Annotated in this window: 20 protein-coding genes; 11 read left to right on the forward strand and 9 right to left on the reverse strand. The window is 47.2% G+C overall.

Translation table 11 applies throughout. The features are described 5' to 3' along the window. Positions 1–27: 27 nt before the first annotated feature. Positions 28–1,221, reverse strand: a complete 1,194-nt coding sequence (locus KW844_RS04395) for a serine hydrolase (RefSeq protein ID WP_218375496.1) — start codon at positions 1,219–1,221, stop codon at positions 28–30. 217 nt (positions 1,222–1,438) lie between these two features. Between KW844_RS04395 and secDF the strand changes: the two genes are divergently transcribed. Continuing rightward, a complete protein-coding gene (gene secDF / locus KW844_RS04400) occupies positions 1,439–4,600 on the forward strand; it encodes a protein translocase subunit SecDF (protein WP_218375497.1) in 3,162 nt (1,053 codons plus the stop codon). 151 nt (positions 4,601–4,751) lie between these two features. On the opposite strand, the gene KW844_RS04405 is transcribed toward secDF, so the two are convergent. The 5 genes from KW844_RS04405 to nusB all read right to left on the reverse strand — a co-directional run bounded on the left by KW844_RS04405 (position 4,752) and on the right by nusB (position 7,574). Then, entirely contained in the window at positions 4,752–5,051 is a 300-nt protein-coding gene (locus tag KW844_RS04405) for an iron-sulfur cluster assembly accessory protein (RefSeq protein ID WP_218375498.1), read from the reverse strand. Between the two features lie 58 nt (positions 5,052–5,109). Continuing rightward, positions 5,110–5,709, reverse strand: a complete 600-nt coding sequence (gene coaE, locus KW844_RS04410; RefSeq protein ID WP_218375499.1) for a dephospho-CoA kinase — start codon at positions 5,707–5,709, stop codon at positions 5,110–5,112. Between the two features lie 90 nt (positions 5,710–5,799). Then, positions 5,800–6,144, reverse strand: a complete 345-nt coding sequence (yajC, locus tag KW844_RS04415) for a preprotein translocase subunit YajC (protein WP_255578211.1) — start codon at positions 6,142–6,144, stop codon at positions 5,800–5,802. Positions 6,145–6,172: 28 nt separating this feature from the next. Next, positions 6,173–6,610 carry a DUF1573 domain-containing protein gene (locus tag KW844_RS04420; protein WP_218375500.1) on the reverse strand — a complete coding sequence of 146 codons (438 nt, stop codon included), beginning with the start codon at positions 6,608–6,610 and terminating at the stop codon, positions 6,173–6,175. Positions 6,611–6,644: 34 nt separating this feature from the next. Next, positions 6,645–7,574, reverse strand: a complete 930-nt coding sequence (gene nusB / locus KW844_RS04425) for a transcription antitermination factor NusB (RefSeq protein WP_218375501.1) — start codon at positions 7,572–7,574, stop codon at positions 6,645–6,647. 264 nt (positions 7,575–7,838) lie between these two features. On the opposite strand from nusB, the gene groES reads away from it, so the two are divergent. The 7 genes from groES (at position 7,839) to KW844_RS04460 (ending at position 17,424) form a co-directional block, all read left to right on the forward strand. Then, positions 7,839–8,120 (forward strand): co-chaperone GroES, encoded by a 282-nt coding sequence (gene groES, locus KW844_RS04430; RefSeq protein ID WP_073079175.1) that lies wholly within the window; start codon positions 7,839–7,841, stop codon positions 8,118–8,120. A 60-nt stretch (positions 8,121–8,180) separates the two neighbouring features. Continuing rightward, on the forward strand, positions 8,181–9,815 hold the full coding sequence (gene groL, locus KW844_RS04435; RefSeq protein ID WP_218375502.1) for a chaperonin GroEL: 1,635 nt from the start codon (positions 8,181–8,183) through the stop codon (positions 9,813–9,815). Positions 9,816–10,220: 405 nt separating this feature from the next. Then, entirely contained in the window at positions 10,221–11,480 is a 1,260-nt protein-coding gene (locus tag KW844_RS04440) for a hypothetical protein (protein WP_218375503.1), read from the forward strand. 175 nt (positions 11,481–11,655) lie between these two features. After that, positions 11,656–12,150: an FKBP-type peptidyl-prolyl cis-trans isomerase gene (locus tag KW844_RS04445; RefSeq protein ID WP_218375504.1), complete on the forward strand. Its 495-nt coding sequence runs from the start codon at positions 11,656–11,658 to the stop codon at positions 12,148–12,150. 45 nt (positions 12,151–12,195) lie between these two features. Next, positions 12,196–12,702 (forward strand): FKBP-type peptidyl-prolyl cis-trans isomerase, encoded by a 507-nt coding sequence (locus KW844_RS04450; RefSeq protein ID WP_218375505.1) that lies wholly within the window; start codon positions 12,196–12,198, stop codon positions 12,700–12,702. Between the two features lie 300 nt (positions 12,703–13,002). Continuing rightward, positions 13,003–14,430 carry an L-serine ammonia-lyase gene (locus tag KW844_RS04455; protein WP_218375506.1) on the forward strand — a complete coding sequence of 476 codons (1,428 nt, stop codon included), beginning with the start codon at positions 13,003–13,005 and terminating at the stop codon, positions 14,428–14,430. Positions 14,431–14,625: 195 nt separating this feature from the next. Beyond that, positions 14,626–17,424, forward strand: coding sequence for a hypothetical protein (locus KW844_RS04460; RefSeq protein WP_218375507.1), 2,799 nt, complete (start codon positions 14,626–14,628; stop codon positions 17,422–17,424). A 95-nt stretch (positions 17,425–17,519) separates the two neighbouring features. On the opposite strand, the gene KW844_RS04465 is transcribed toward KW844_RS04460, so the two are convergent. From KW844_RS04465 to KW844_RS04475, 3 genes are all read right to left on the reverse strand, one after another. Then, entirely contained in the window at positions 17,520–17,996 is a 477-nt protein-coding gene (locus KW844_RS04465; RefSeq protein ID WP_218375508.1) for a hypothetical protein, read from the reverse strand. A 55-nt stretch (positions 17,997–18,051) separates the two neighbouring features. Then, the gene (locus KW844_RS04470; RefSeq protein ID WP_218375509.1) at positions 18,052–20,700 is read right to left on the reverse strand and encodes a valine--tRNA ligase; all 2,649 of its coding nucleotides are present in this window, start codon (positions 20,698–20,700) and stop codon (positions 18,052–18,054) included. A 384-nt stretch (positions 20,701–21,084) separates the two neighbouring features. Further along, positions 21,085–22,146, reverse strand: a complete 1,062-nt coding sequence (locus tag KW844_RS04475) for a low specificity L-threonine aldolase (RefSeq protein WP_370626468.1) — start codon at positions 22,144–22,146, stop codon at positions 21,085–21,087. Between the two features lie 287 nt (positions 22,147–22,433). Between KW844_RS04475 and KW844_RS04480 the strand changes: the two genes are divergently transcribed. The 3 genes from KW844_RS04480 (at position 22,434) to KW844_RS04490 (ending at position 24,881) form a co-directional block, all read left to right on the forward strand. Beyond that, positions 22,434–23,291 carry an RNA polymerase sigma factor RpoD/SigA gene (locus tag KW844_RS04480; protein WP_012793808.1) on the forward strand — a complete coding sequence of 286 codons (858 nt, stop codon included), beginning with the start codon at positions 22,434–22,436 and terminating at the stop codon, positions 23,289–23,291. Between the two features lie 217 nt (positions 23,292–23,508). Then, entirely contained in the window at positions 23,509–24,459 is a 951-nt protein-coding gene (trxB, locus tag KW844_RS04485) for a thioredoxin-disulfide reductase (protein WP_218375511.1), read from the forward strand. 71 nt (positions 24,460–24,530) lie between these two features. Continuing rightward, complete coding sequence (locus KW844_RS04490; protein ID WP_218375512.1) at positions 24,531–24,881, forward strand: dihydroneopterin aldolase; 351 nt, start codon at positions 24,531–24,533, stop codon at positions 24,879–24,881. The last annotated feature ends 5 nt before the right edge of the window (positions 24,882–24,886 follow it).

Here is a 24,886-nt window from a genome sequence, read left to right on the forward strand (position 1 = left end):
GCTTTATTGGTCTTTTCCGATCACGCCCTATGGTCGAAAGCGGCTAAGATCGGGTGTTGTTGGCTTCGGTCGTTCCAGTTCTATCGTGTAAATCAATTCCCCCAGGGCCTGCAAAAACGGTTTTCCGATTTCTTCAAAGGCCTGCTGATCTTCTCCTAATATTCCGTCATGGTTGACATGTACTGTGGCTGACAGGAGGAATTCTATATTATTTCCAAAGTCGGCAATATAAGCAGTGTCCGTCAAAAATCCATATGCCCATCCCGGTTTATTGAATATGCGTATATCCGGGGGGATAACCGCCTGCTGACTTCCGCCATACAGGAGGAACTTGCAGTAGGCCTGGTGATATTGTTGCTGATCATAAACAGGGTCCTCCGACGCTGTTGGGTATTGCGACATACAACGATACAAAAATGAATAGTCGCCATCCGTTAAACGGTAGCGTTGCTGATTTGTTACAGCCTCCGGAAAAAAAATACTGCGCATGATCTCATGCAGGTGTACGAGCGGGAGCCGGTTGCGGATAGAAAAGTCCATGGGCGCATTTTCCAGCGTTCCTTTGTGCGTACGCCAGGCCTTACCTGCCAGATCGTGGCGAGGGGCAAATCCGAGGTTACTATAGGCCGCCGGCTGCTGGTAAAGTACCTGGTTGCCCGACTTAAAATGCATGGCGTTGGTGTGCCTGTTCGCTTCCTCATGAAGGGGCAGGCCCAGTCGGTGACGTATCTGTATATCCGCATAACCGTTTTCCCAAAGGCGGCGGTTAAAGGCTTCCTGTCCAATAAATTCATAAAGCCGGTTATAGGCATCGTTATCACTTATTAAAAATATTTTTTTAATATAATGAGAGATGGATGCCTGTCCGCTGGCCGCCGTTAAGTCCTGGTCAACACCGGTGTTAATCCCAGATAAAGGATTGATATACATAGGCGTATGCCTATCCAGTCCGGCTATTCCCAGGTCCCTCAGTTTTTCCAGCGCCAGTACTGCCGCCGGCAGCTTCACCGTGGAAGCAGGGTAGGAGTATATATCAGGGCTGGTCTGGAACCTGAAATCCCTGAACCGCGGACGCTGATGCTGGTCCCGGTCAATTTGTGTATAAATCACCTGTAGCCTGAAAGGCTCTGCCCGCCTGAAGATATCTCCCAGTATACCTTTTTTTCTCCTCCACCAACTCTCCGGGAAATAATCTGTTGTGCGATAATGAAGGGTTTGCATATATTTGTCGGTATTAACGTGCTGTAAAGCAATGGAAATATATTAAAACCATCAGAAACCAGAATCGCAGATTTGTAAAATTCCTGTGCCAATAGTCCAGCAAACTCAAGCCGGTAGCTAATTTGCGCCTATTTTCTAAAGGGCTTTAATATATCAATTTAAATTCTATCTTTGCAACTCTTTAAAATTTTTTTATTATAAACCCGAAACAAATAGTATGCAACTTAAAGGACTGGTAAGATTTTTTGCCATCGCACTGATCCTTATCTCTTTGTACCAATTGTCCTTCACGTTTTTGGTGCGGAACTACGACAAGAAGATAGAGCAGCAGGCCGAAAAGGACGTCGCCAAACAGTATCCCTCCGCCGAGACGAAGTATCCTGGAAACACGCAATTGCAGGGTTTCTACGCCGATACGCTGAAAGGCTTTGTGAAACAAAGAAGACAAGAGATCGTGGATAGCACCAGCAATAAAGAGATTGCAGGGTTTCCATGGAACGTAACCTACAACAAGGCTAAAGAAAAAGAACTGAACCTCGGTCTTGACCTCGTTGGTGGTATGAACGTAGTACTGGAAGTAAGCGTAGAAGACGTTGTACGCGCTTTATCCGGTCAATCCAAAGACCCGGCTTTCAACAGAGCGCTGGAAATGGCTAAGGAAAGAAAGAAAACCAGCCAGACCGACTTTGTTACTTTGTTCGGACAAACTTATGCGGAAGTTGCTCCCCAGGGCAAATTGGCGAACATCTTCGCAAATGCATACCAGAAAGACATCAACTTTAACTCTTCTAACCAGCAGGTGCTGGATATGATCCGGAGAGAGTCTAAGGCAGCTATCAAAAACACTTATATCGTACTGCAAAAACGTATCGATAAATTCGGTGTGGCCCAGCCAAACATCTCCCTGGACGAAAATAAAGGTCTGATCTCCGTAGAACTGGCCGGTGTTGACAACGCTGAACGTGTTCGCAGATACCTGCAAGCTACTGCCAACCTGGAATTCAGAGAAGTTTACAAAAACAGCCCTGAAGTTCTCCAGAACATCCTCTCCCCAATGAACGATGCCATCAGACTGGCACAGGGAGCTACTCCTGCAGCAAAAGACACCACCGCAGCTGTGAAAGATTCCGCTGCGCTGGCAAGTGCCCCTGCTGATTCAGCTAAAACCGGCAGCCTGAGCGACTACCTCGCAAAAGACAGCGGTAAAGCTAAAGCAGACACTGGTCTGGCTTCTCAGGAAAAACTGATGCGTGAACAACAGAAACAGAATCCACTGTTCGCTGTACTGTTCCCTCGCTACGATCAGCAATCCGGCTCTATCATCCCTGGTCCTTCCGTGGGTATGATGCTGCCAAAAGATACCGCTACTTTCCGTCGTTACCTGGCAATGCCTGCTGTACAGGCTATCCTGCCTAAAGATGCAGTTTTCGCATTCGGTCCGGAAAATAAAACTGATAAACACGGCCCGCTGGAAGTTTACATCCTGAAAGTAAATCCGGCTAACCCTGCTCCACGCGTTGGTGGCGAACGAGTAATCGAAGCTCACCAGGACGTAGACCAGAACAACCAGCCTGAAATCAGCATGACTATGGATAACCAGGGTGCTCACGAGTGGAGAAAACTCACCGGTGAACTGGCTCCTGCCAATCCAAAAGATCCTTATACCTTCAACTACGTTGCAGTAGTACTGGATAACATCGTTTACTCCGCTCCTTCTATTCAGGGCGAAATCTCTGGTGGTCGTTCTTCTATCACCGGTAGCTTCACTCCGGAAGAAGCAGGTGACCTGGCAAACATCCTGAAATCAGGTAAAATGCCTGCCCCTGCTAAAATCGTTCAGGAGCAGATCGTAGGACCTACCCTCGGTGCTGAATCCATCGCCGCAGGTGCTAAATCCTTCCTGATCTCCTTTGCCATCATCTTCGTACTGATGCTGGTATATTATAACACTGCCGGTTGGGTAGCCAACATCGCGCTGATCCTCAACCTGCTGTTTACCTTCGGTATCCTCGCTTCCCTCGGTGCTACACTCACCATGGCTGGTATCGCCGGTCTGGTACTCACCATCGGTATGGCGGTAGATACGAACGTAATCATTTTCGAAAGAATCAAGGACGAACTCACCCACGGACTGTCATACGCTGACGCAGTGGAAAAAGGTTACAAACGTTCCCTCGCTCCGGTGCTGGACGGTCACGTTACCTCCCTGCTCACCGCCTGCATCCTGTTCTACTTCGGTCTTGGTCCTGTACTGGGCTTCGCTACCACTCAGATCATCGGTCTCCTGTTGTCCCTGTTCTGCGGTATCCTGGTTTCCCGTATGGTGACTGACTTCTGGATGAAGAAAAAACGTCACTTCGAATACTTCACACCAATTTCCCGTAAAGTATTTAAACACGCTGCTTTCGACTTCGTAGGCAAACGTAAATATGCATACATCATCTCTGCTATCGTAATGGTAGCCGGTGTATCTTCTTTCTTCCATGGTTTTGATCATGGTATCGACTTCTCCGGTGGCCGTAGCTTCACCGTGCGTTTCGACCACCCAATGAAATCCGATGAAGTGAGAGAAGCCCTGCACACTGAATTCGGTTCCGAGCCTTATGTGAAAACAATTGGTAACACCAACCAGCTGAGCATCACTACCGCTTACAAAATCGAAGAGCAGAGCCTGGAAGTAGATAAGGAAGTTACTGCTAAACTGTTCCATGGTCTGCAGAAATTCTATGATGCCTCCGTAACAGAAGATGCATTCGTTAACCGTTACATCGTAGGTTCACAGACGGTTTCTCCAACTATCTCTGATGACCTCCGTTCAGGTGCGATTAAAGCAACTATCCTGTCCATCGTGGTGATCTTCCTGTACATCCTGCTGCGCTTCAGCAAATGGCAGTACTCTGTTGGTACCATCTTCTCCCTGCTGCACGACGTACTCGTTACCCTGGCAGTATTCTCCTGGTGCAGAAGCTTCGTACCATTCACCCTGGAAATTGACCAGCACTTCATTGCGGCGATCCTCACCGTTATCGGTTTCTCCATGAACGATACCGTTATCGTGTTCGACCGTATCCGTGAATACTTCCGTACCGGCGCACATGGTAAAGACCGTGACACCGTTATCAATAAGGCGATCAACGATACGCTCAGCCGTACCGTAATGACATCCCTGACAGTGTTCCTGACCATCCTGATCCTGTTCGTATTCGGTGGTGAAGTTACCCGTGGTTTTGCCTTCGCTATGCTCGTAGGTGTGATCACCGGTACATACTCTTCCATCTTCGTAGCGGCTCCGGTTCTGGTTGACTTCGACAAGCACAACCAACTGTCCAACGAAAGCGAGTCAGTGCCTGCTTCTAAAAAAGAAGTGGCTGCTAAGTAAGCTTAACTGGAAAAATGTTTGATAATAATAAGGCTGGCTCAATTGAGCCAGCCTTTACTTTTTGTATCAGGTATTAAAAAGGGCCAGGACCTCAGGTCCTGACCCTTTTTAATAATCGTTCGCCTTCGGCGAACGATTATTAAAAAAAATATTATTGCGGAGTACTAAATACAAAACCGCTGCTATCCTCCTGTTGCTGATAATCAATCTGCATGCCTGCCAGGTACATGGTATGTGCCTTTTTCATAATCACAGGAATACCAGCGATATCTACCTGGATATCGTCTGCTGCTTTTTCGTCAAATCCTATCATATAGCCCATACCGGAACAACCACCACCTTTTACGCCTACACGCAGGTAAGGGGCTGTTGCGATAGAATGAAGCAGTTCCTTCACCATGGCTTGCGCCGCAGGTGTAAACTGCAATGCTACATTAAAACCTGCTTCCATTTCTCTGAATTTTCAACAAAGGTAGCTAATTGATGAATATGCCTGTTTCATAGATCTGTCAGGCTTTTTGAGCGGCCAGCTCCAGCAGGGTCTGATGCAGGGCGAGCACCTGTGGGATCACCATATGCTGTTCATCATTATAGATCACGTAATCGCTTAAACGCATTTTAATGGTTTCATCGATTTGTTTATGCATACGTGCCAGGACATCGTTGCGGGATGCGTTATCACGCTTCATAACGCGCAGCAGGCGTAGTGGCTGGGGAGCGCTCACGCCTATAATTTTATCGAGGTGATGGAATGATTCTGTTTCAAACAGCAGCGCTGCTTCTTTGAGCACATAGGGGGCTTGTTGTTCGGCGGCCCAATTGTTGGAATCCCGGATGGTGGCCGGATGTACGAGGGAGTTGAGCAGTGCCAGTTTGTCTTTATCGTTGAATACGATATTTCCCAGGCGCTTCCGGTTAAGGGTGCCATCCGTTTCATATATATCCGCACCAAAGTGATGCTTCACTTGTTCTGCCAGTTCCTGATCTCTTACCAGAATGTCTTTAGCCTTATCATCGGCATAGTAAACGGGGATACCCAGCAGTTCGAAAATCTTGCTGACAGTGCTTTTGCCGGAGCCTATGCCTCCTGTAATTCCAACCTTTAACATAACCTGACCAAGTTAGCAAAAATTGAGAAAAACAAAAGCCTGTGCAAGAAAATTCCCTGCACAGGCTTTTGATATGAGTTTGTACGAATATTACGCTTTTACGTTGGCTGCTGGCGCGTTGAGTGCAGCAGAGTACTCCATGCTGATAGTGGAGCGTTCGATAGTCAGGGTTGTGCCTGGTGCTACTTCCATAACGAGGGTTTTACCATCGTCATTGAATTTTTTGATTTTACCGTGGATACCAGCAATGTTTACGATTTTATCACCTTCTTTCAGGTTTTCGGTAAACTGTTTCTGCATTTTGGCTTTTTTAGTCTGAGGGCGGATCATGAAAAAGTACATTACCACGATCATACCACCAAAGATCAGCATCTGTGGGAGCGCGCTACCACCGCCTTGTGCAGGAGCTGCTAATAAAACATTCAGCATATTCATCTATAATTGATTTAATAGTTTATAAAAATTATTTCTTTACAATATTGCATCGGATGATGGGGCCTACATGGTAACCGGCGCCATCATTAAGTTTGAGTGCTACTTCTTTTTGCGTATATCCTTCTTTGCCGGCGCTGTCAAAAATTACTTTGATATAGGCGGACTGGCCTGGTTTCAACGGTTCTTTAGGCCATTCCGGTACGGTGCAGCCACAGCTGGAAATGGCATCTTCAATTACCAGGTCGGCCTTGCCGGTATTGGTGAATTTGAAGGAGTATTCCACTTTTTCGCCCTGTACGATTTCACCGAAATCGTGGGTTTTTTCTTCAAAGGTAATAGCGATGTCGTTGCTGTTGATGGTTTTTTGCTTGATGGAGTCGATGGCAGCGGCTTTGCGGCCTTCGCTTCCGTTACAGGCGGTCATAACCAGGCAACCTGCGGCAAGGACATAGAACAGTGCTTTCATGATGATGCAATTTGCGTAAAAATAGCTATTCCGGTTATTTTTTCGGACGGTCCTGTTTTTTTACCAGCTGTTCCTTTTCCAGGTCTTTCAGGATATTATCCAGGATACCATTGATGAACTGGCCGCTTTGTGGCGTGCTATAAGCTTTTGCCAGGTCTATATACTCGTTGATGGTCACCTTGGTAGGGATGGTAGGGAAGTACAGGAATTCACATACGCCCATTTCCATCAGCAACATATCTACAGCAGCAATACGTTCCGGGTCCCAGTTCTGCAGTTTTGGCTTGATCAGCTCCAGGCAGTATTCTTTTTTATCGATCACTGTCAGCAGCAGTTCTTTGGCATAGTCCAGTTTCTCCTTGCTGATCAGCTGCATAAAATTAAACAGGTGCGGTTTGTTGAAGTAGTTGCCGAGCAGGATATTCATCATGTCAGCATCATCGCCCCAGTGCAGGAAGGTATCTTCCAGGTGCTGCTGGAACAATTCACTTTTCGCCAGTATCTCTTTATAGATGAACTCCAGTATTTCCTTTTCACCTGCTTTGCTACGCTGGTCGTCCGCTATATAGGACTTATAGGTGTCAGTAGCCACCAGGAGGTTGTACATTTTACGTGTCAACTCTTCCTCTGCCAGGTGTCTCATCTTCCATTGTTCCAGGTTTACCTGAAATCCTTTGTCATTAATAATCTGATAAAGGAATTCGTTTCCTGCAATTTTGGTATTTACCTGCAGGTCTGCTGCGGAAGGCAAATGTTTGGAAGCACGGGCAGCCGAGTCAATCTCTGCGTATTGCGCTACCTGCGCTACCGAATAAAGTAAATAAGTAAAGATCTGGCAGGTCTGATCCAGCTTTTCGTTTAAAAGTCTGGTAGCCGTACCCGGCTTAATACTGCTTTGCTCCATCGTTTCCAGGGCGTAAAGTGTTTGCATTACTTTTACCCGGATATTTCTTCTACTGATCATCGTATAAAAAAGAACTGGTATAAGGGCGCAAAACTAGAGAAAAAAATCGATATTTACGGATTCCGGACCTGTCACGGGCGTTAAATTCAGCATAAAGCATGGCGCTCTGTCATTTTTACGTGGTCACAGGGATGATTTGTCAGTATGAATGGCACAGAAGCACAGAAAAGTCTGAAAATTTGACCCATATTGCCCCTTGGCATAATTCTCGTGGGCCTTGTCAACACTATAAAAATTCAACTACTTCTTTAAATAAAAACTACTATGGCTAAAAAATTAAGTATTAAACCTTTAGCTGACAGGGTAATTGTGAAACCTGCAGCAGCAGAAGAAAAGACAGCTGGTGGTATCATCATCCCGGATACCGCAAAAGAAAAACCTCAGAAAGGTACTGTTGTGGCAGCTGGTCCTGGCAAAAAAGATGAGCCTGTAACTGTTAAGGTGGGTGATACTGTACTGTACGGTAAATACTCCGGTACTGAAATCAGCATCGAAGGTGGTGACTACTTAATCATGCGTGAATCCGATATCCTGGCGGTGGTTTAAGCCCGTCTCTATCCGATATACGGTAATTTGTATCAAAACTCTTAAATACTTTAAAGAATCATGGCAAAACAAATATTCTTCGATATAGACGCCCGCAATAAAATGAAAAGAGGCGTTGACATTCTGGCGGATGCAGTAAAAGTTACCCTCGGTCCTAAAGGCCGTAACGTGGTAATCGAAAAGAAATTCGGTGCTCCTGCTGTTACTAAAGACGGTGTTTCCGTTGCAAAAGAAATCGAACTGGAAGACCCTATCGAGAACATGGGTGCTCAGATGGTGAAAGAAGTAGCGTCTAAAACTGCTGATCTGGCAGGTGACGGTACCACCACTGCAACCGTTCTGGCTCAGTCCATCATCAGCGAAGGTCTGAAAAACGTTGCCGCAGGCGCCAACCCAATGGACCTGAAACGCGGTATCGACAAAGCTGTTAAAGGCATCGTTGAAAACCTGAAAAAACAATCTGAAAAAGTTGGTAACGATACCAAAAAAATCGAACAGGTTGCTACCATCTCCGCTAATAACGACAACGAAATCGGTAAACTGATCGCTGAAGCGATGAAAAAAGTTACCAAAGATGGCGTTATCACTGTAGAAGAAGCAAAAGGTACTGACACTACTGTAGAAGTAGTAGAAGGTATGCAGTTCGACCGTGGTTACCTCTCTCCATACTTCATCACCAACAGCGAAAAAATGCAGGCTGAACTGCAGAACCCTTACATCCTGATCTACGATAAAAAGATCAGCACCATGAAGGATATCCTGCACATCCTGGAAAAAGTAGCTCAGCAAGGCGCTCCACTGGTGATCATCTCTGAAGACCTGGAAGGTGAAGCACTGGCTACCCTGGTGGTAAACAAACTCCGCGGTACCCTGAAAGTTGCTGCTGTTAAAGCTCCTGGCTTTGGCGACAGAAGAAAAGATATGCTGCAGGACATCGCTGTCCTCACCGGCGGTATCGTTATCTCTGAAGAACAAGGTTACAAACTGGAAAATGCTGACCTGACTTACCTCGGTCGCGCTGAATCCGTAACTATCGATAAAGACAACTCTACCATCGTTGGTGGTAAAGGTCAGAAAAAAGATATCCAGGCTCGTATCGGCCAGATCAAAGCACAAATCGAAGTAACTACTTCCGATTACGATCGCGAAAAACTGCAGGAACGCCTGGCTAAACTGTCCGGTGGTGTTGCCGTTCTCTACGTAGGTGCTGCTACCGAAGTAGAAATGAAAGAGAAAAAAGACCGCGTTGATGATGCCCTGCACGCAACCCGCGCTGCCGTTGAAGAAGGTATCGTGCCTGGTGGTGGTGTAGCTTACATCCGCGCTATCGAAAGCATCGAAAAACTGAAAGGCGACAACGAAGACGAACAAACTGGTATCGCTATCGTTAAACGCGCAGTAGAAGAGCCTCTCCGTCAGATCACCGCTAACGCTGGTATCGAAGGTTCTATCGTTGTGCAGAAAGTAAAAGAAGGTAAAGGCGACTTCGGTTTCAACGCCCGCACCGAAACTTACGAAAAAATGCTGGCTGCCGGTGTAATCGATCCTACTAAAGTAGGTCGTATCGCCCTGGAAAACGCTGCATCCATCGCTGGTATGCTGCTGACCACCGAGTGCGTAATCGCCGACAAACCAGAACCTAAATCCGCTGCTCCTGCTATGCCAGGTGGCCACGGTATGGGTATGGATTACTAATCTGATTCATAATCAGCATATTGAAAAAGCTCTTCCCTCAGCGGGAAGAGCTTTTTTAATTACAATATATCTTCAGTGATTGTGAACTAGAAAAGAATAATCTACCCCTATAATTATTTTGATAATTAAAGCGAAACGAATATTTTAACAAATATTGTGGTCTAAACAATTCATTTTCAGTCAATAATTCTGTAAGGTTGGGAGGAGAATTAATTAACCTTGGCATCCAACCTAAAATAATTTAGTATTTTGATTGGCACCTAAAAGTGATTCCAGAATAATTCGGCCACTTATTAACCTAACCTGGATAAAAAATTATGTAACAATTATCCTGGTTTGTGGTCAGGCATATTAAACCTATAGTGCAGCCCTGATTTTGTTTATTAATCCACAATCATATAAACTATGAAGAAACTCTATTTTAGGCTAGCTCTGCTGTCCATGACCTATTTCTGTACATCCTGTACAAAAAACGAGGTGCCAATTGATAATGCTGTACAAAAAATTGAATTTGACTCAATAGACTCGTTGGGTGTTTATCTATCGTATCCTACAAAGGACGCGTTCAATTATGCACTTAAACAACAAGAACAGCATTTCTTAAATGGTGCAAATAAAGACAATTCTGTGTCAAGACCGGCCGGCTTCGTTTCCATGTATGAGCTGCATCGCCGGTTTGATAAAAGAATGAACCGAATGTTGGAAAGCAATGACAGTACCGGTTGGGCTGACCTCAAAAGGCAGTTTGCACCTGCACTGCATTATAACAGTGATACAGATGTAATACGTTTGAACTGCCACAACCCTTTAATCGCGACACTTATTAACGGCAATGGTATTGTTAAGATTGGTAATGAGATTCATCAATTTTCTTATGACCGTGAAATAACCTTACGTTCTGGAAATAAGGCTACGCTGGCCAAAGCCAGGTTGATGACAACAAACGTCGATGGCAATGCATATGCGGTAAAATTTATGGACAGTAACGGCATCCCGAGACAAAGTGCTATGACTATACCACTGGAATATTCGTTGATGTGTGGTAATCCTGGAAGTAATGAAGCAAGAAGCAATGTTAGTTCGGTCAAATCCTATAAAAGTGGTAACTACACGGTATATGCTCAATTGGGCATTATCAGTGTGAGAAGAAACAATGTTATGTATGGGTATACTAGCATCACCTATTGGGCGGAACGAAAAACGTTTCTTAACAGCGTAACAGAGAAGGTAATTAATCCTACCGTTGACGGGATGTCCACCGTGATATTTCCGGCGCCTTCCGTGCCAATGGCAAACTATCGTAAAAATTTTAGTTACAATAATTTCAGGTATACAGATACCGTATATGATAACTATTATACTACCTGGAACGGGACTATTTTCCTGGGTATTTCTGAAAAATTGGCTAAACATCCAAGTCCTGGTGAGATTATTGTACCAGGAGGCTCTTTACCAGCACTCATCATGAGGTACGGTGCAGACCCACTCTGTGCTGATTATTTGTTTAATGACATTACACCGTCTGGCCTGGATATGCAGACAATGGGTAATAATTATTACTGGATGAGCCTCGTGATCGAAGAGGCACCAATTCCCGTTCGTCCATTTATGTTCAAAGCATATATAACTGGTGTTGGGACTGAATTTGCATTTAAATGGATATAAACCAATGAGATAGGGTGTGAAAATAGCGGGGCTCAAAAGTGCTTTGAGTCCCGCTATTTTCAACACATAGTACCGTTTAGTTGCCTACACCGAGTCAAGTATTTTTCCGAATACTGTAACTTTACTGAATTCTCAGGCGTTTATACAGCCAGAAGAGATAAAATCACAGATGCGGATGAAATATTTACTTTTACTCATAACTTCCCTTACTATAATCACTTTGGGCACCAGCTGCACCAAAAGAGATGACGTTAATTTCGAAGCCATCTATCGCGACGCATGGGCCTCTGATAGTACTATCAGAAGCATTATCACACAAAAGAATGAATCGGCCTACAGAGATCCGTCAGGATTATATTACAATATTCTTAAACCAGGTGATTCCATCCATTACCTAACCGCTACCTCCATTCCCATCGTATCATATTCATACCAGCTCCTCAACGGCAGCATAGTGGCCAGCTCATTCGGCCCCACCGATTTTGACAATATGCAGCTTAAAAATCATATTGCCGGCTGGCAAATAGGCCTGCGCAAAATCTCCAAAGGTGGCCGCATCCGTATGTACATCCCGCCTGAACTGGCTTTTGGCACCGCCGGTGTGCCCACCCAGAGCATTCCACCCAACGCAATTCTGATCTCCGAAGTAGAACTCGTGGATATTAAGTAAGTTTTTATATTTTCACCACAACTAAAAAGAGCCAAACAAATTAAGATGAAAAAACTTCTGATCGTGGGACTCGCCATTATTGGTATCCTCACCGCATGTAAGAAAGATAGTCAAGTGGATAACTTCGATGAGCAAGCCCAATATGTAATCGATTCTACAAAGATTGAAGCATACCTGAAAGCTAATAACATCACTGACGTAATTAAAGACACCACCGGTGTTGTTATTGAAATAAAACAACAGGGAACCGGTAACGATACCATCAGATGGACCAGCTACCCAACCGTAGGTTACGCAGGATACTTAATGAACGGCACGCAGCAAGGTGCGAAATTTGATGGTTCTGATTCCACTAATTTCAATTTGGAATTACAAATGAAAAAACTGATACCAGGTTGGTATATTGGCCTTCGTTATGTGAGAAAAGGAGGTATCGTAAGGCTCTATATACCTTCTTACCTGGCATATGGCCCTAAAAGTTCAGGAATAATTCCACCCAACTCGGTCCTGATCTTTGATATCCGACTGATCGACTTTTCCGTAGGTAATTAATCCTTACCGCGGTGAAAGTAAAAAGCCTCCGGTAACTGATTACCGGAGGCTTTTTACTTTCAGCAGGCTACGTTTCGCCAGCTCCAAAGCCTTGCCCAATATCTCATATCTGCCTGCTACCGGTACATCGGGCACTACGCCCCGAAGGTGATGCATGCTACGTAAGGATGCGAACACAATGGAATACCCCCGTTATTCCCCCTGCGCCGTGCGTGCGGAACGAGCAGAAAAGCTACTAAAAACACATTCATTTTATCTGCCCAAGTTGCCTTAATTTTACAGATAAATAAATCCAACTTAGTGGCACACGAATGTATTTCAGTATTCGATATTTTTAAGATTGGCGTTGGCCCTTCAAGCTCCCATACCTTAGGCCCATGGCGCGCAGCACTGCGATTCCTGCACGATCTTGAAATTGCCGGCCGCCTGCCCGCCGTATCCCGCCTGCAGGTGCTGCTGTATGGCTCCCTTGCTAAAACCGGTCATGGTCACGGTACCGACATAGCCGTTTTACTGGGCCTCTGTGGCGATGATCCCGTTACCTTCGATGTAAACCAGATCACCCCTAAAATAGATGCTATCCGTCGCAGTCGTAAAATGACGGTAGCCGATAAATACGAAATTGACTTCGATCCTATGGAAGATGTCACTTTCCTCTTCGAAGAATCACTGCCTTTCCATCCCAATGCACTCACGTTCCTCGTTACCTTTAATGACGGTGAACAACGCGCAGCCACTTATTATTCCATAGGTGGAGGCTTTGTTGTGCAGGAAGGTGAAAATGGCAACGCTGCCAACCAGGTAGACTTACCGTTTCCAATCGATACTGCCCGCCAGTTGCTGCAATGGTGCATTAAGACAGGCTACAGCATTTCTGAACTGGTAATGGAAAATGAACATGCCTGGCGCCCGGAAGCGGAAACACGTGCCGGTGTGCTCAACATCTGGAAGGTAATGCAGGATTGTACCTACCGCGGTTGCCATACTACCGGTGAATTGCCCGGAGGCCTTAAAGTGGCCCGCCGCGCTGCCGCCCTCAATAAAAAATTGCTGAAAGGCCGCACCTATACGGATTATACTTCGTGGATTGAAGCTATCCGCGCTGGTGGGGAACATTTCACCTATACACTGGACTGGGTAAGCTGTTTTGCCCTGGCAGTAAATGAAGAAAACGCGTCCTTTGGCCGCGTGGTTACCGCACCTACCAATGGTGCCGCAGGCGTTATCCCTGCTGTACTCCAGTATTTCATTGCGTTCTGCGATGGCCTGCACGAGGATAAAATCCTGCAGTTCCTGCTCACCGCTTCTGAAATCGGCAGCATCTTTAAAAAACGCTCCACTATCTCAGCCGCCATGGGTGGTTGTCAGGCAGAAATAGGGGTGTCGTCCGCAATGGCGGCTGCAGCCCTGACAGAGTGTCTGGGTGGCTCACAGCGACAGGTGCTGATGGCCGCAGAAATAGCCATGGAACATCACCTCGGCCTTACCTGCGATCCTATCGGTGGCCTGGTACAGGTGCCATGCATCGAACGTAACACCATGGGTGCCATTAAAGCCATCACTGCTTCGCAGCTGGCACTACAAAGTAACCCTGAACTGGCAAAAGTATCCCTGGATGCGGTAGTGAAAACCATGTGGGAAACCGCGCTGGATATGAACTCAAAGTATAAAGAAACCTCTGATGGCGGTCTGGCGGTGAATATCCCGATCAGCCTGAGTGAGTGCTAATACCTGCCTGAATAATTTAACAGTGAAAAGCCCTCGCCAATGGCGAGGGCTTTTCACTGTTAAAAAGTAAAATGAAGGAGCTATAAAATGCGGTGTTGCTTCCATCGCCTGCCCGGGCGGGTGTATCCTTTTTTAGTCTGCCCCAGCTTTGTGAGAACCAAAAAAAACTCTAATTTCCCTTCTCATCTAACTCCTATGCGCTATTTACCCGTCGTATTACTGACGCTGACATGCCTGCAACTCTCTGCCCAACAATTTGGAGGAAACCCTTCCAGCCTGAAGTGGCAACAGATCAACACCGACACTGTCAGGGTGATATTCCCTGCCGGCCTGGGAAATGCCGGCGAGCGTGTAGCCAATATCGTTACTTATCTCAACAGAAATAACCGCCTCTCCATAGGCCCGCTGCAAAAAAAAGTAAACATCGTACTGCAGAATCAAACTATGGAGTCCAACGGCTACGTGGCGCTGGGGCCATTCCGCTCCGAATTTTTTCTGGCACCGCCGCCTGCTTCCTATAACCTGGGCTCACTCAATTGGGTAGATCAACTCTCCCTGCACGAATACCGCCACGTACTTCAAAACATGAACTTCCGCCAGGGCGCCTCCAAAGTAATCTCCTGGCTGGGAGGAGAAATGGGACAGGCCGCCGCTACCAATATCGCAGTGCCCAACTGGTTCTGGGAAGGGGACGCCGTGACCATGGAAACAGCACTGAGTCCACAGGGGCGGGGGAGACTACCAGCCTTTTTCGATGGCTTCCGTGCGCTGGACCTGGCCCATAAGGATTATAAATACATGAAGATCCGTAACGGGTCCTACCGCGACTATACGCCGGACCATTATCCGCTCGGTTACCTGATGAGCGCCTATGGCCGCGAACATTACGGTACCACCTTCTGGAAAGATGTTACCACAGACGCGGTACGCTTCAGAGGTGTGTTCTATCCTATGTCGCACAGCCTGAAAAAACGTACAGGCATGAACGTTACTGGTTTCTACCATGCTACCATGCGGTATTACGACTCGCTATGGACGGCCAATGCGCAGCGGCCCCACATCACACCGGCACAGCAGCTGCTGCCTGTCGAAAAAGTATTCACCAATTATAAATACCTCTACCCGGCAGGTACCCCCAACGAATTTATAATACTGAAAGCCAGCTGGAATACCGTTGCCGGCTTTTACCTGCTCAAGCCCGATGGCAGCACCTCGCTGCTTACCCGCCCCGGCCTCGTGTTCGACGATTACTTCAGTTACCGCAATAACCGCATCGTATGGGCAGCCGCGCGATTTGATGCGCGCTGGGGATGGAAGGATTTTTCTGCCATCCGTATTTATGACAGAGCCACGGGCCGTACCTCCACCGTACCCGGCAAAGGCAAATACTTCTCTCCCGATATAAATACAGACGGCACAAAAGTAATAGCTTTATCAGCCACGCCGGATATGCAGTATAGCCTCCGGCTGATCAATACCAGCAACGGGGAAGTGGAAAAAATACTGCCAAACCCAAATAACTACTACTATACCAATCCACGGTTCAACCAGCACAACGATGCAGTGATCAGCGCCGTAAGAAACCACCAGGGCCAGATGGCGCTGGTGAGCCAGTCGCTGGCCACCGGCCAGATCACGCAACTGTCGGACTTTTCCTTTAACATCATCGGAGCACCGGCCATAGCAGGTGATACGGTTTATTTCACCTCCAGCGTAAAAGATGTAAATAACGTATATGCGATGACGTTATCCGACCGTAAAACCTGGCAACTAACAGATCGTCCAAATTCCGCGTTGTTCATGGCGCCGGTGGCAGATAGCCTGGTGTTCAGCGAGTTTACAGCTAAAGGATACAAGCTCCACACTACCGCTCTTACATCTCCCTGGAAACAAACAGATATAACACAAAACCAGCATAGCGCCTGGCTGAACCCCGACTTTAAAGAAGGTGGGAACATCCTTGATAAAGTACCGGCCGACTCCTTTTCTTTGAAAAATTACCGGAAAACTACCGGTTTCTTCAATTTTCATAGCTGGGTACCGTCGTTTAATGATCCGGAATATAGTATCAGCCTGCTGGGAAACAATATCCTGAATACTACGTCTACCTCCATCGGCTATACGTACAACCGCAACGAAGGAACGTCCACGGTGGGCGCCAACTTTATGTACGGCGCCTGGTTCCCCTGGCTGGGTACCGGGTTCGACTATACGCTCAACAAAAGCGCCCTGCTCAAAGGCAAACGCTATTACTGGAACCAGCTGAGCTGGCATGCCGGCTTCACTATACCGCTGCAGCTATCGTCCGGTATGTATAGCCGTTCCTTGTCGCTATCTTCTAATTATTACATTCAGAAATTATATGCGGATAACCTGCGATTCCGCGTAAACCCGCAACAGTACAGCAGTAGCTCGCTGGTGTTTAATAATCAGCGCCTGCGTGCCAGCCAGAATATTCTGAGTCATTTCGGGCAATACCTGGTGTTGCAATACAATCATTCCATTGGTGCGTTAAAGGGAGAGCAGCTGTATGGCCGTTTTGACCTGAATCTGCCAGGCATCGCAAAAAATCACAGTCTCCAGTTGCAGGCCACTTATCAGCAGCGTGATACTTTAGGTAACTATAGTTTTACCGATCGCTTCGTATATGCGAGAGGGTATAACACGCCGTTTTACAACCGCATTTATAAATTGGGGGCTAACTACCATTTCCCGCTCTGGTACCCGGATTGGGGATTTGCGCAACTCCTGTATATTACCCGTATCCGTGCCAATGCTTTCTATGATTACAGCAGTGCACACAATTACCTGGTGAAACGCGATAACCTGTATCGCTCCACAGGTGGCGAGTTATACTTCGATACTAAAATAGGCAATGTGATTCCGTTTACGTTTGGGATGCGGGTGAGTTACCTGATTGATCCGGACCCGGCAGATAATGCGAAAACGAGGGTGGAGTTTATTATTCCGTTGCAGCAGTTGTTTGCGTACTAGAAAATGGGGACGCCCAATGGTGGCGGCTTTATTGATTCGCGTGTAGAGCCGCCATGCTGGCGGCTCCTCGCTCAGTCCTACCAGGCAATAAGCTATTACCTTACTATAAACTTCAGTGCCGGCGCCTTATAAATCTTATCTGCACTATACTGAATCAATATCTCATCAAAATACAGCACATTCCCTTTGTCCAGTTTCTCTTTCATGCCTTTACGCCAAACGCTGTCCATACGGGCGTCCTGGAAGTTATTACCGATGTAATCCTTGTACAGGCCGGGTTTTCCGGTAGTGTCGTTTAGGTAAGCTTCGGTGGTTTCGTAGGTAAATGCAAACGAAATCACCGGGTATTTCACCCCTTTTTCATCCCGTACAATCAGTGCGGAGTCGATTAATTTAATCAGTTCATTTTTAGGGAGAGAGTCGCTGAGGAAGTTGCCCCAGGTACTCACCAACTTGGCAGGTCGCTTGCTGGTGGCAGTGGTGGCAGGCTTTTTGGCAGCGGGTTTGGCAGTTTGGCCAAAGCTGTGGATGGTGGCCAGTAGGCAGGTAATCAGTAACAGGTGTTTGATCATAGTTTAAGCGGCAAAAAAAATCGCCCGGTATTTAACGACCGGGCGATTAGAAAAATTATAAAGATTTAAGACTTTCCTCAATCACCTTGATCTTGGCTTCGGCGTCTTCTTTCTTTCTGCGTTCTACGTCTACTACTTCAGGCTTGGCGTTGGCTACAAAGCGCTCGTTGGAAAGTTTCTTTTCTACCGATGCGAGGAAGCCTTGCAGGTATACCAGGTCTTTTTCCAGTGCTTCTTTTTGAGCGGTGGTATCCAGTTCTGATTCAGTGCCCAGGTAGAACTTATCTTTTTGTATTACCAGGGTGATACAGCCGGGAACTGCCTCTGTTACATAGATCACCGCTTTTGCGTTCACCTGTTTTACGAGGATGCTTTCGATTTGTTTAAAAGCATTTTCGTCTTTGGTTTCGATATGCAAAACGATCGGATCTTTTGGTTTGATCTGATGTTTCTGTCTTGCTTCACGGATGCTGCTGATTACTTCTTTCAGCAGGGTACCTTCTGTGAGGGTTGCCTGATCGGGTGCTTCCGGCGCAGTAAACTGCAGGAGCATCAGGGAATCTTCCGGATTACGGAATTTCAGCAGTTGGTAAATTTCTTCGGTGATGAATGGCATGTACGGGTGCAGCAGTTGCATCAGTTCTTCGAAGAATTGAATCGTTTGCTGGTAGAGGGACGCGGCAATTGGTTGTTCAAAACCAGGCTTCACCCATTCCAGGTACCAGGAGCAGAAGTCGTCCCAGATGAGGCTGTATATGGCTTTCAGTCCTTCGCTGAGGCGGAAGTCTTTATGCAGACCTTCTACTTCAGCCTGTACTTCACGCAGGCGGCTCTGGAACCATTTCACCGCAAAGTGGCTGGCGGCGATGTTGGTTTGATCCACTTCCTGGCGTGCTTCCCACATTTTTACCAGCTTGAGGGCGTTCCAGATTTTGTTATTGAAGAAACGTCCTTGTTCGCAGCTGGCATCATCGTATAGGAGGTCATTACCGGCAGGGGAGGCGATCATAATACCGAAGCGTACGGCATCGGCACCGTATTGGTGAATGAGTTCCAGCAGGTCCGGTGAGTTACCGAGCTGTTTACTCATTTTACGTCCAAGTTTATCGCGCACCATTCCGGTGAAGTAAACGTCGCTGAAAGGCTTTACGTCCTTGTATTCCAGGCCGGCCATGATCATGCGGGCTACCCAGAAGAATATGATATCCTGTCCTGTTACCAGTACAGAAGTCGGGTAATAATAATTGATGTCTGCGTTATCCGGCTGGGAGATACCGTTGAACACTTCCATTGGCCAGAGCCAGGAGGAGAACCAGGTATCGAGGCAGTCTTCGTCCTGTGACAGGTCGGCGGCTGCAACGGTAATACCACGTTTCGCAAACTGGGCAACGGCTTCGGCTGCGGTGGCAGCTACTTCGAAGGTACCGTCGGCAGCGTACCAGGCAGGGATCTGTTGTCCCCACCAGAGCTGGCGGGAGATACACCAGTCTTTCACGTTTTCCATCCAGTATTTATAGGTGGCCAGGAAGCGGTCGCCCGGGTGGATGTTCACGTCGCCATTTACCACAGCGTCCAGTGCTGGTTTCGCCAGGTCGGCCATTTTCACGAACCACTGGGTAGAGATACGAGGTTCTACTACGGTGTCAGGGTTACGCTGGCTGTAGCTCACGCGGGTGGTGTATTCCTGTTCTTTTTCGAGCAGGCCTTCTTCCGCGAGGGCAGCGATTACTTTTTTGCGGGCCACAAAGCGGTCGTCACCTACAAATACCTGAGCTGCGGCGCTGAGGGTACCGTCTTCATTGAGGGTATCAATGATTTCCAGGTTATGTTTCAGGCCGAGGTTATAGTCGTTCAGATCATGTGCTGGCGTTACTTTCAGGGCGCCGGTACCAAATTCTTTGTCTACGTAGGTATCAAAGATGATTGGAATGCGGCGTTTCACCAGCGGTACGATGGCGAAGCAATCTTTCAGGTGAGTATAGCGCTCATCTTCCGGATTCACGCAGATCGCGGAGTCGCCCATAATTGTTTCCGGGCGCTGTGTGGCGATGGTGATAAACTCGCCGGTAGTGTTTCCTGCTGCATCCGTGAGGGCGTATTTCACGTGATACAGTTTCCCCTGCATGTCTTTGTATTCTACTTCTTCGTCGCTGAGGGCTGTTTTAGCTTTCGGGTCCCAGTTGATCATGCGGGCACCGCGATAAATCAGTCCTTTATTATAGAGGTCTACGAAAACTTTGATTACGGCTTCGTAGTAGTGGTCGTCCATGGTGAAGGTCACACGGTCCCAATCGCAGGAGCAGCCGAGCTTTTTGATCTGATGGTAGATGATACCGCCGTATTTTTCTTTCCATTCAAATGCGTATTTGAGGAACTCTTCGCGGGTGAGCTGGGATTTTTCGATCCCTTTTTCGCGTTTGAGCATGTCTACCACTTTGGCTTCCGTAGCGATGGACGCGTGGTCGGAACCTGGTACCCAGCAGGCGTTGTAACCGCTCATGCGGGCACGGCGCACCAGGATATCCTGTACGGTTTCGTTGAGGGTATGGCCCAGGTGGAGTACACCGGTCACATTTGGCGGAGGGATGACGACTGTAAAGGGTTGGCGACCGTCCGGTTTAGAGCGGAAGTAGCCTTTATCCATCCAATGCTGATACCATTTTTCCTCAACCGTTCCAGGTTGGTAGTTCTTTGAAAGTTCCATGCTATTAAATATAAGTCTGCAAAAATAAAGGAGATTGACCACAGATGGAAATTATATCCCAATATTTGTGAGGCTGGTTTAATTTTTTGATTGTCAGGTTATTATATTTTATTTAGAGAGAGATTTACCGCGCCTGCGGCCATTTTGCAAGTAAGGGAACGTTTTTTGGATTGCGGCGGCGCTGCTAATCTTTTTCTCCGGTAGACGCGTTACGAGGCAACCCTGGCGTTTGCATTGTCGTATATTATCGTAGAGGCGCAATGCTTGCGCCTCCCCGCGAAAATCTTCCGGTATGGTCAATCGCTTAGATCCCGCTAAGCAGGGGGATCTAAGCGAGGAGGTGCAAGCATTGCGCCTCTACAGCATTTATGGTTTTGTGGCATTTTAGAGCGCTTCGAGCACCTTACACGTGCGTTCCACCATTTCAGGCGTAACATCCAGGTGTAGTACCATTCTTACCTGCGTAGCAGAAATCGGGATCACGAGGATGCCTTCGGTTTTCAGGTAGGTGGTAAGGTCTTTAGGTGTAAACCGTCCTTTAACCTCGAAGATGATGATATTGGTTTCTACCGGGAGAAATTCACCGACGAAGGATTTTTCTCTTAAAACGTCCGCAATTTTTTTCGCATGCAGGTGGTCTTCAGCGAGTCTTCCTATATTGTTCTCCATGGCGTAGATACCGGTAGCTGCCATATAGCCGGCCTGGCGCATACCCCCGCCGAGCTTTTTACGTACGCGGCGTGCTGCCTTGATAAATTCGCTGCTGCCGAGCAGTACGGACCCCATAGGGCAGCCCATACCTTTATTGAGGCATACGGAGATGGAGTCGAATGCTTGTCCGTAGACTTTCGGATCTTGTCCGGTGGCTACCAGTGCATTGAAGAGGCGGGCACCATCGAGGTGGAGGGCCAGGTTGTGCTGGTCGCAAACAGCGCTGATGTCGAGGATGTCTTGCATATCATAGCAGCAGCCTCCTCCGAAGTTAGAGGTGTTTTCGAGGCTTACAAGGCTGGTATGCGGTTTATGCACATCATCGGGCTGAATGGCAGCCTGCACCTGTGCGGCAGTGATGAGGCCACGGTCACCCACCAGTGTTTGCACCTGTGCGCCGGAGTTAAAGGCGATACCACCTCCTTCGCTCACGTATACGTGGGCCAGGTTGGAGCATATGACTTCATCGCCCGGTCGCGTATGTACGTTGATAGCTATTTGATTAGACATTGTGCCGGAAGGGCAGTAAAGGGCTGACTCTTTGCCAAAGTAGTCTGCCAGGATGGCTTCCAGTTTATTGACGGTGGGGTCTTCGCCAAAAACGTCGTCGCCGACTTCCGCCGAGTTCATCGCCTGTAACATGCCATGGGTGGGACGTGTGAAAGTGTCGCTTCTAAAATCGATCATATTATTGGATAATTTGCAAATTCCGTCGCTGAAAATTAGTGAATACAATTGGGTTTATGATAAATACTTATCAATTGTTAAAATTTGACTAAAGCTGCGTTATGAGAGAACTAAAGGGCTATGATATTTCGTTTATATAGGGTACTTTGTTAGTAGATTGGCAGCGAGAAGAAGATTTGGAGATGTGATCGGTTAGCACGATCTTTGCAGGCTAATTTGAAACAAAAGAACAGATAGAGCAGGAAAATTTGTAAGTTATATAATTTTCGACGTTCGAACAAAACAAAATATTTCTTTCTCTGTTACTTTATTTATAAACCAATACAATTTTTCATATGAGGCAACTTAAAATTGCCACCCAGATCACCAACCGTGATTCGCAGGCGGTAGAAAAGTACCTGCAGGAAATCTCGAAGATCCCTTTGTTAACACCTGAGGAGGAGACCGTTTTGGCGCAGCGTATAAAAATGGGCGATCAAAAGGCTCTTGAAAGATTGACTACAGGAAACCTTCGTTTCGTAGTTTCTGTGGCGAAGCAATATCAACATCAGGGGCTCAGCCTCAGTGACCTTATCAATGAAGGTAATCTCGGTTTGATTAAAGCGGCGCAACGATTCGATGAAACAAAAGGTTTCAAATTCATCTCTTATGCTGTATGGTGGATTCGCCAATCCATTTTACAGGCGTTAGCTGAACAAGGTCGCCTTGTTCGTCTGCCGCAGAATAAAATTGGCACCTATAACAAGGCAAACAAAGCCTACATGGCTTTTGAACAGGAAAACGAGCGTGAGCCTTCTACCGAGGAACTCGCAGAAATCCTGGAAATGTCTGAATCGGAAATCAACAATATCTTCCAGAGCAATACCCGCCATATGTCACTGGACGCACCAGTACATGAAGCTGAAGACGTAGCAATGGGTGACCTCCTGGAAGGTGGCGATATTACCGATGATGATGTTATGCGCGATTCATTACGTGAAGAGATCCGTAGGGTACTGAAATCTCTCAGCCCTCGTGAAGCAGAGATCGTGAACGCTTACTTTGGTCTGGATGGTGAAAACGGAGCAACAATCGAACAAATTGGTCAGAAATATGATCTGACTAAGGAAAGAATCAGGCAAATTAAAGAACGCGCTATCAAAAGGCTCCAGAAAGCCCGCTATAGTGGTGCTTTAAAATCCTATCTTGGATAATTCATTTTGGAATTCTCTCGATCCTGATAACTGGCACAATGCCCAGTTTCTTACATCAGATAATAAAGAAATCTACATATCCTCTTTATTCTATAAGAACACCGGCCTTGTAATTACATGGCCGGTGTTTTTATATTGACCCAAGCCTCGTATTTTTGCAGGCTAAAATCATCATACACCAATCATTAGCAATAATATTACACAGTAACTTAGAAGTATGGAAAACAAGAACCAGCAAGAGCATGTGCATCTATTGATCATCGGTTCAGGCCCAGCAGGCTACACCGCCGCAATCTATGCCGCAAGAGCTAACCTCAAACCAGTACTGTACCAGGGTATCCAGCCAGGCGGTCAGCTTACTATCACCACGGAAGTGGAAAACTACCCAGGCTACCCGGAAGGTATCCAGGGCCCGGAAATGATGGTGGACTTCGAAAAACAAGCTACCCGCATGGGCGCCGATATCCGTTATGGACTGGCGACTTCAGTTGACTTTAGCAAACAGCCATATAAAGTAATCATCGACGAAGAAAAAGAAATCACCGCTGATGCCATCATCATCGCCACCGGCGCCTCCGCCAAGTGGCTCGGCCTCCCGTCTGAGCAGCGCCTCAACGGTAGCGGCGTTTCCGCCTGCGCTGTGTGCGACGGCTTTTTCTTCCGTGGTAAAGAGGTAGCCATCGTTGGTGCCGGTGATACCGCCGCCGAAGAAGCACTCTACCTCTCTAAAATGTGCAGCACCGTACATATGCTCGTACGCCGCGACGAAATGCGCGCCTCCAAAGTAATGCAGGACCGCGTACTTAAAACATCCAATATCATCGTGTACTGGAACTCAGAAACAGATGAAGTACTGGGTGAAAACAAAGTGGAAGCCCTCCGCATCCACAACAATAAAACCGGTGAAAAGAAAGAAGTGCCTGTGAGCGCATTCTTCGTAGCCATCGGCCACCAGCCTAACTCCGCGATCTTCAAAGATTACCTGGAGCTGGACGAACAAGATTATATCGTTACCGTACCTGGTTCCTCCCGTACCACAGTAGAAGGCGTTTTTGCCTGCGGCGACGTACAGGATAAAATCTACCGCCAGGCAGTAACCGCCGCCGGTAGCGGTTGTATGGCAGCCCTCGATGCAGAAAGATACCTCTCTGCAAAAGAGCACCACTAATCCTGCAATCAATTATTTCAATGCCGGGCCGGAATACCACCAGCCCGGCATTTGCTTTAAATCAACTGATTATGCTTACCATCGCACTGGAAAAAGCCTCCTTTCACGCCTTCCACGGTTACTACCCGGAAGAAACCATCATCGGCAACGAATTTATCCTCGATATCGCCGTTCGTATACCCGGCACCGTGCCCGTGGATGACCTCTCCGAAACCGTTAATTACCAGGGCATATACGAAATTGCCAAAGCCGTAATGGCCATCCCCAAACCCCTCCTCGAAGAAGTGGTGTACGCCATCACCGACGCCCTCAAAGCCCGATACCCCAATATCACCCACAGCCACGTTGCCCTCCGTAAAATGAACCCGCCAATGGGCGCTCCCATCCGCAATTCTATGGTGTCGCTCGAAAAAGACTACTGATTTTT

Source organism: Chitinophaga sp. sic0106, from assembly GCF_019219075.1.
Taxonomy (GTDB): domain Bacteria; phylum Bacteroidota; class Bacteroidia; order Chitinophagales; family Chitinophagaceae; genus Chitinophaga.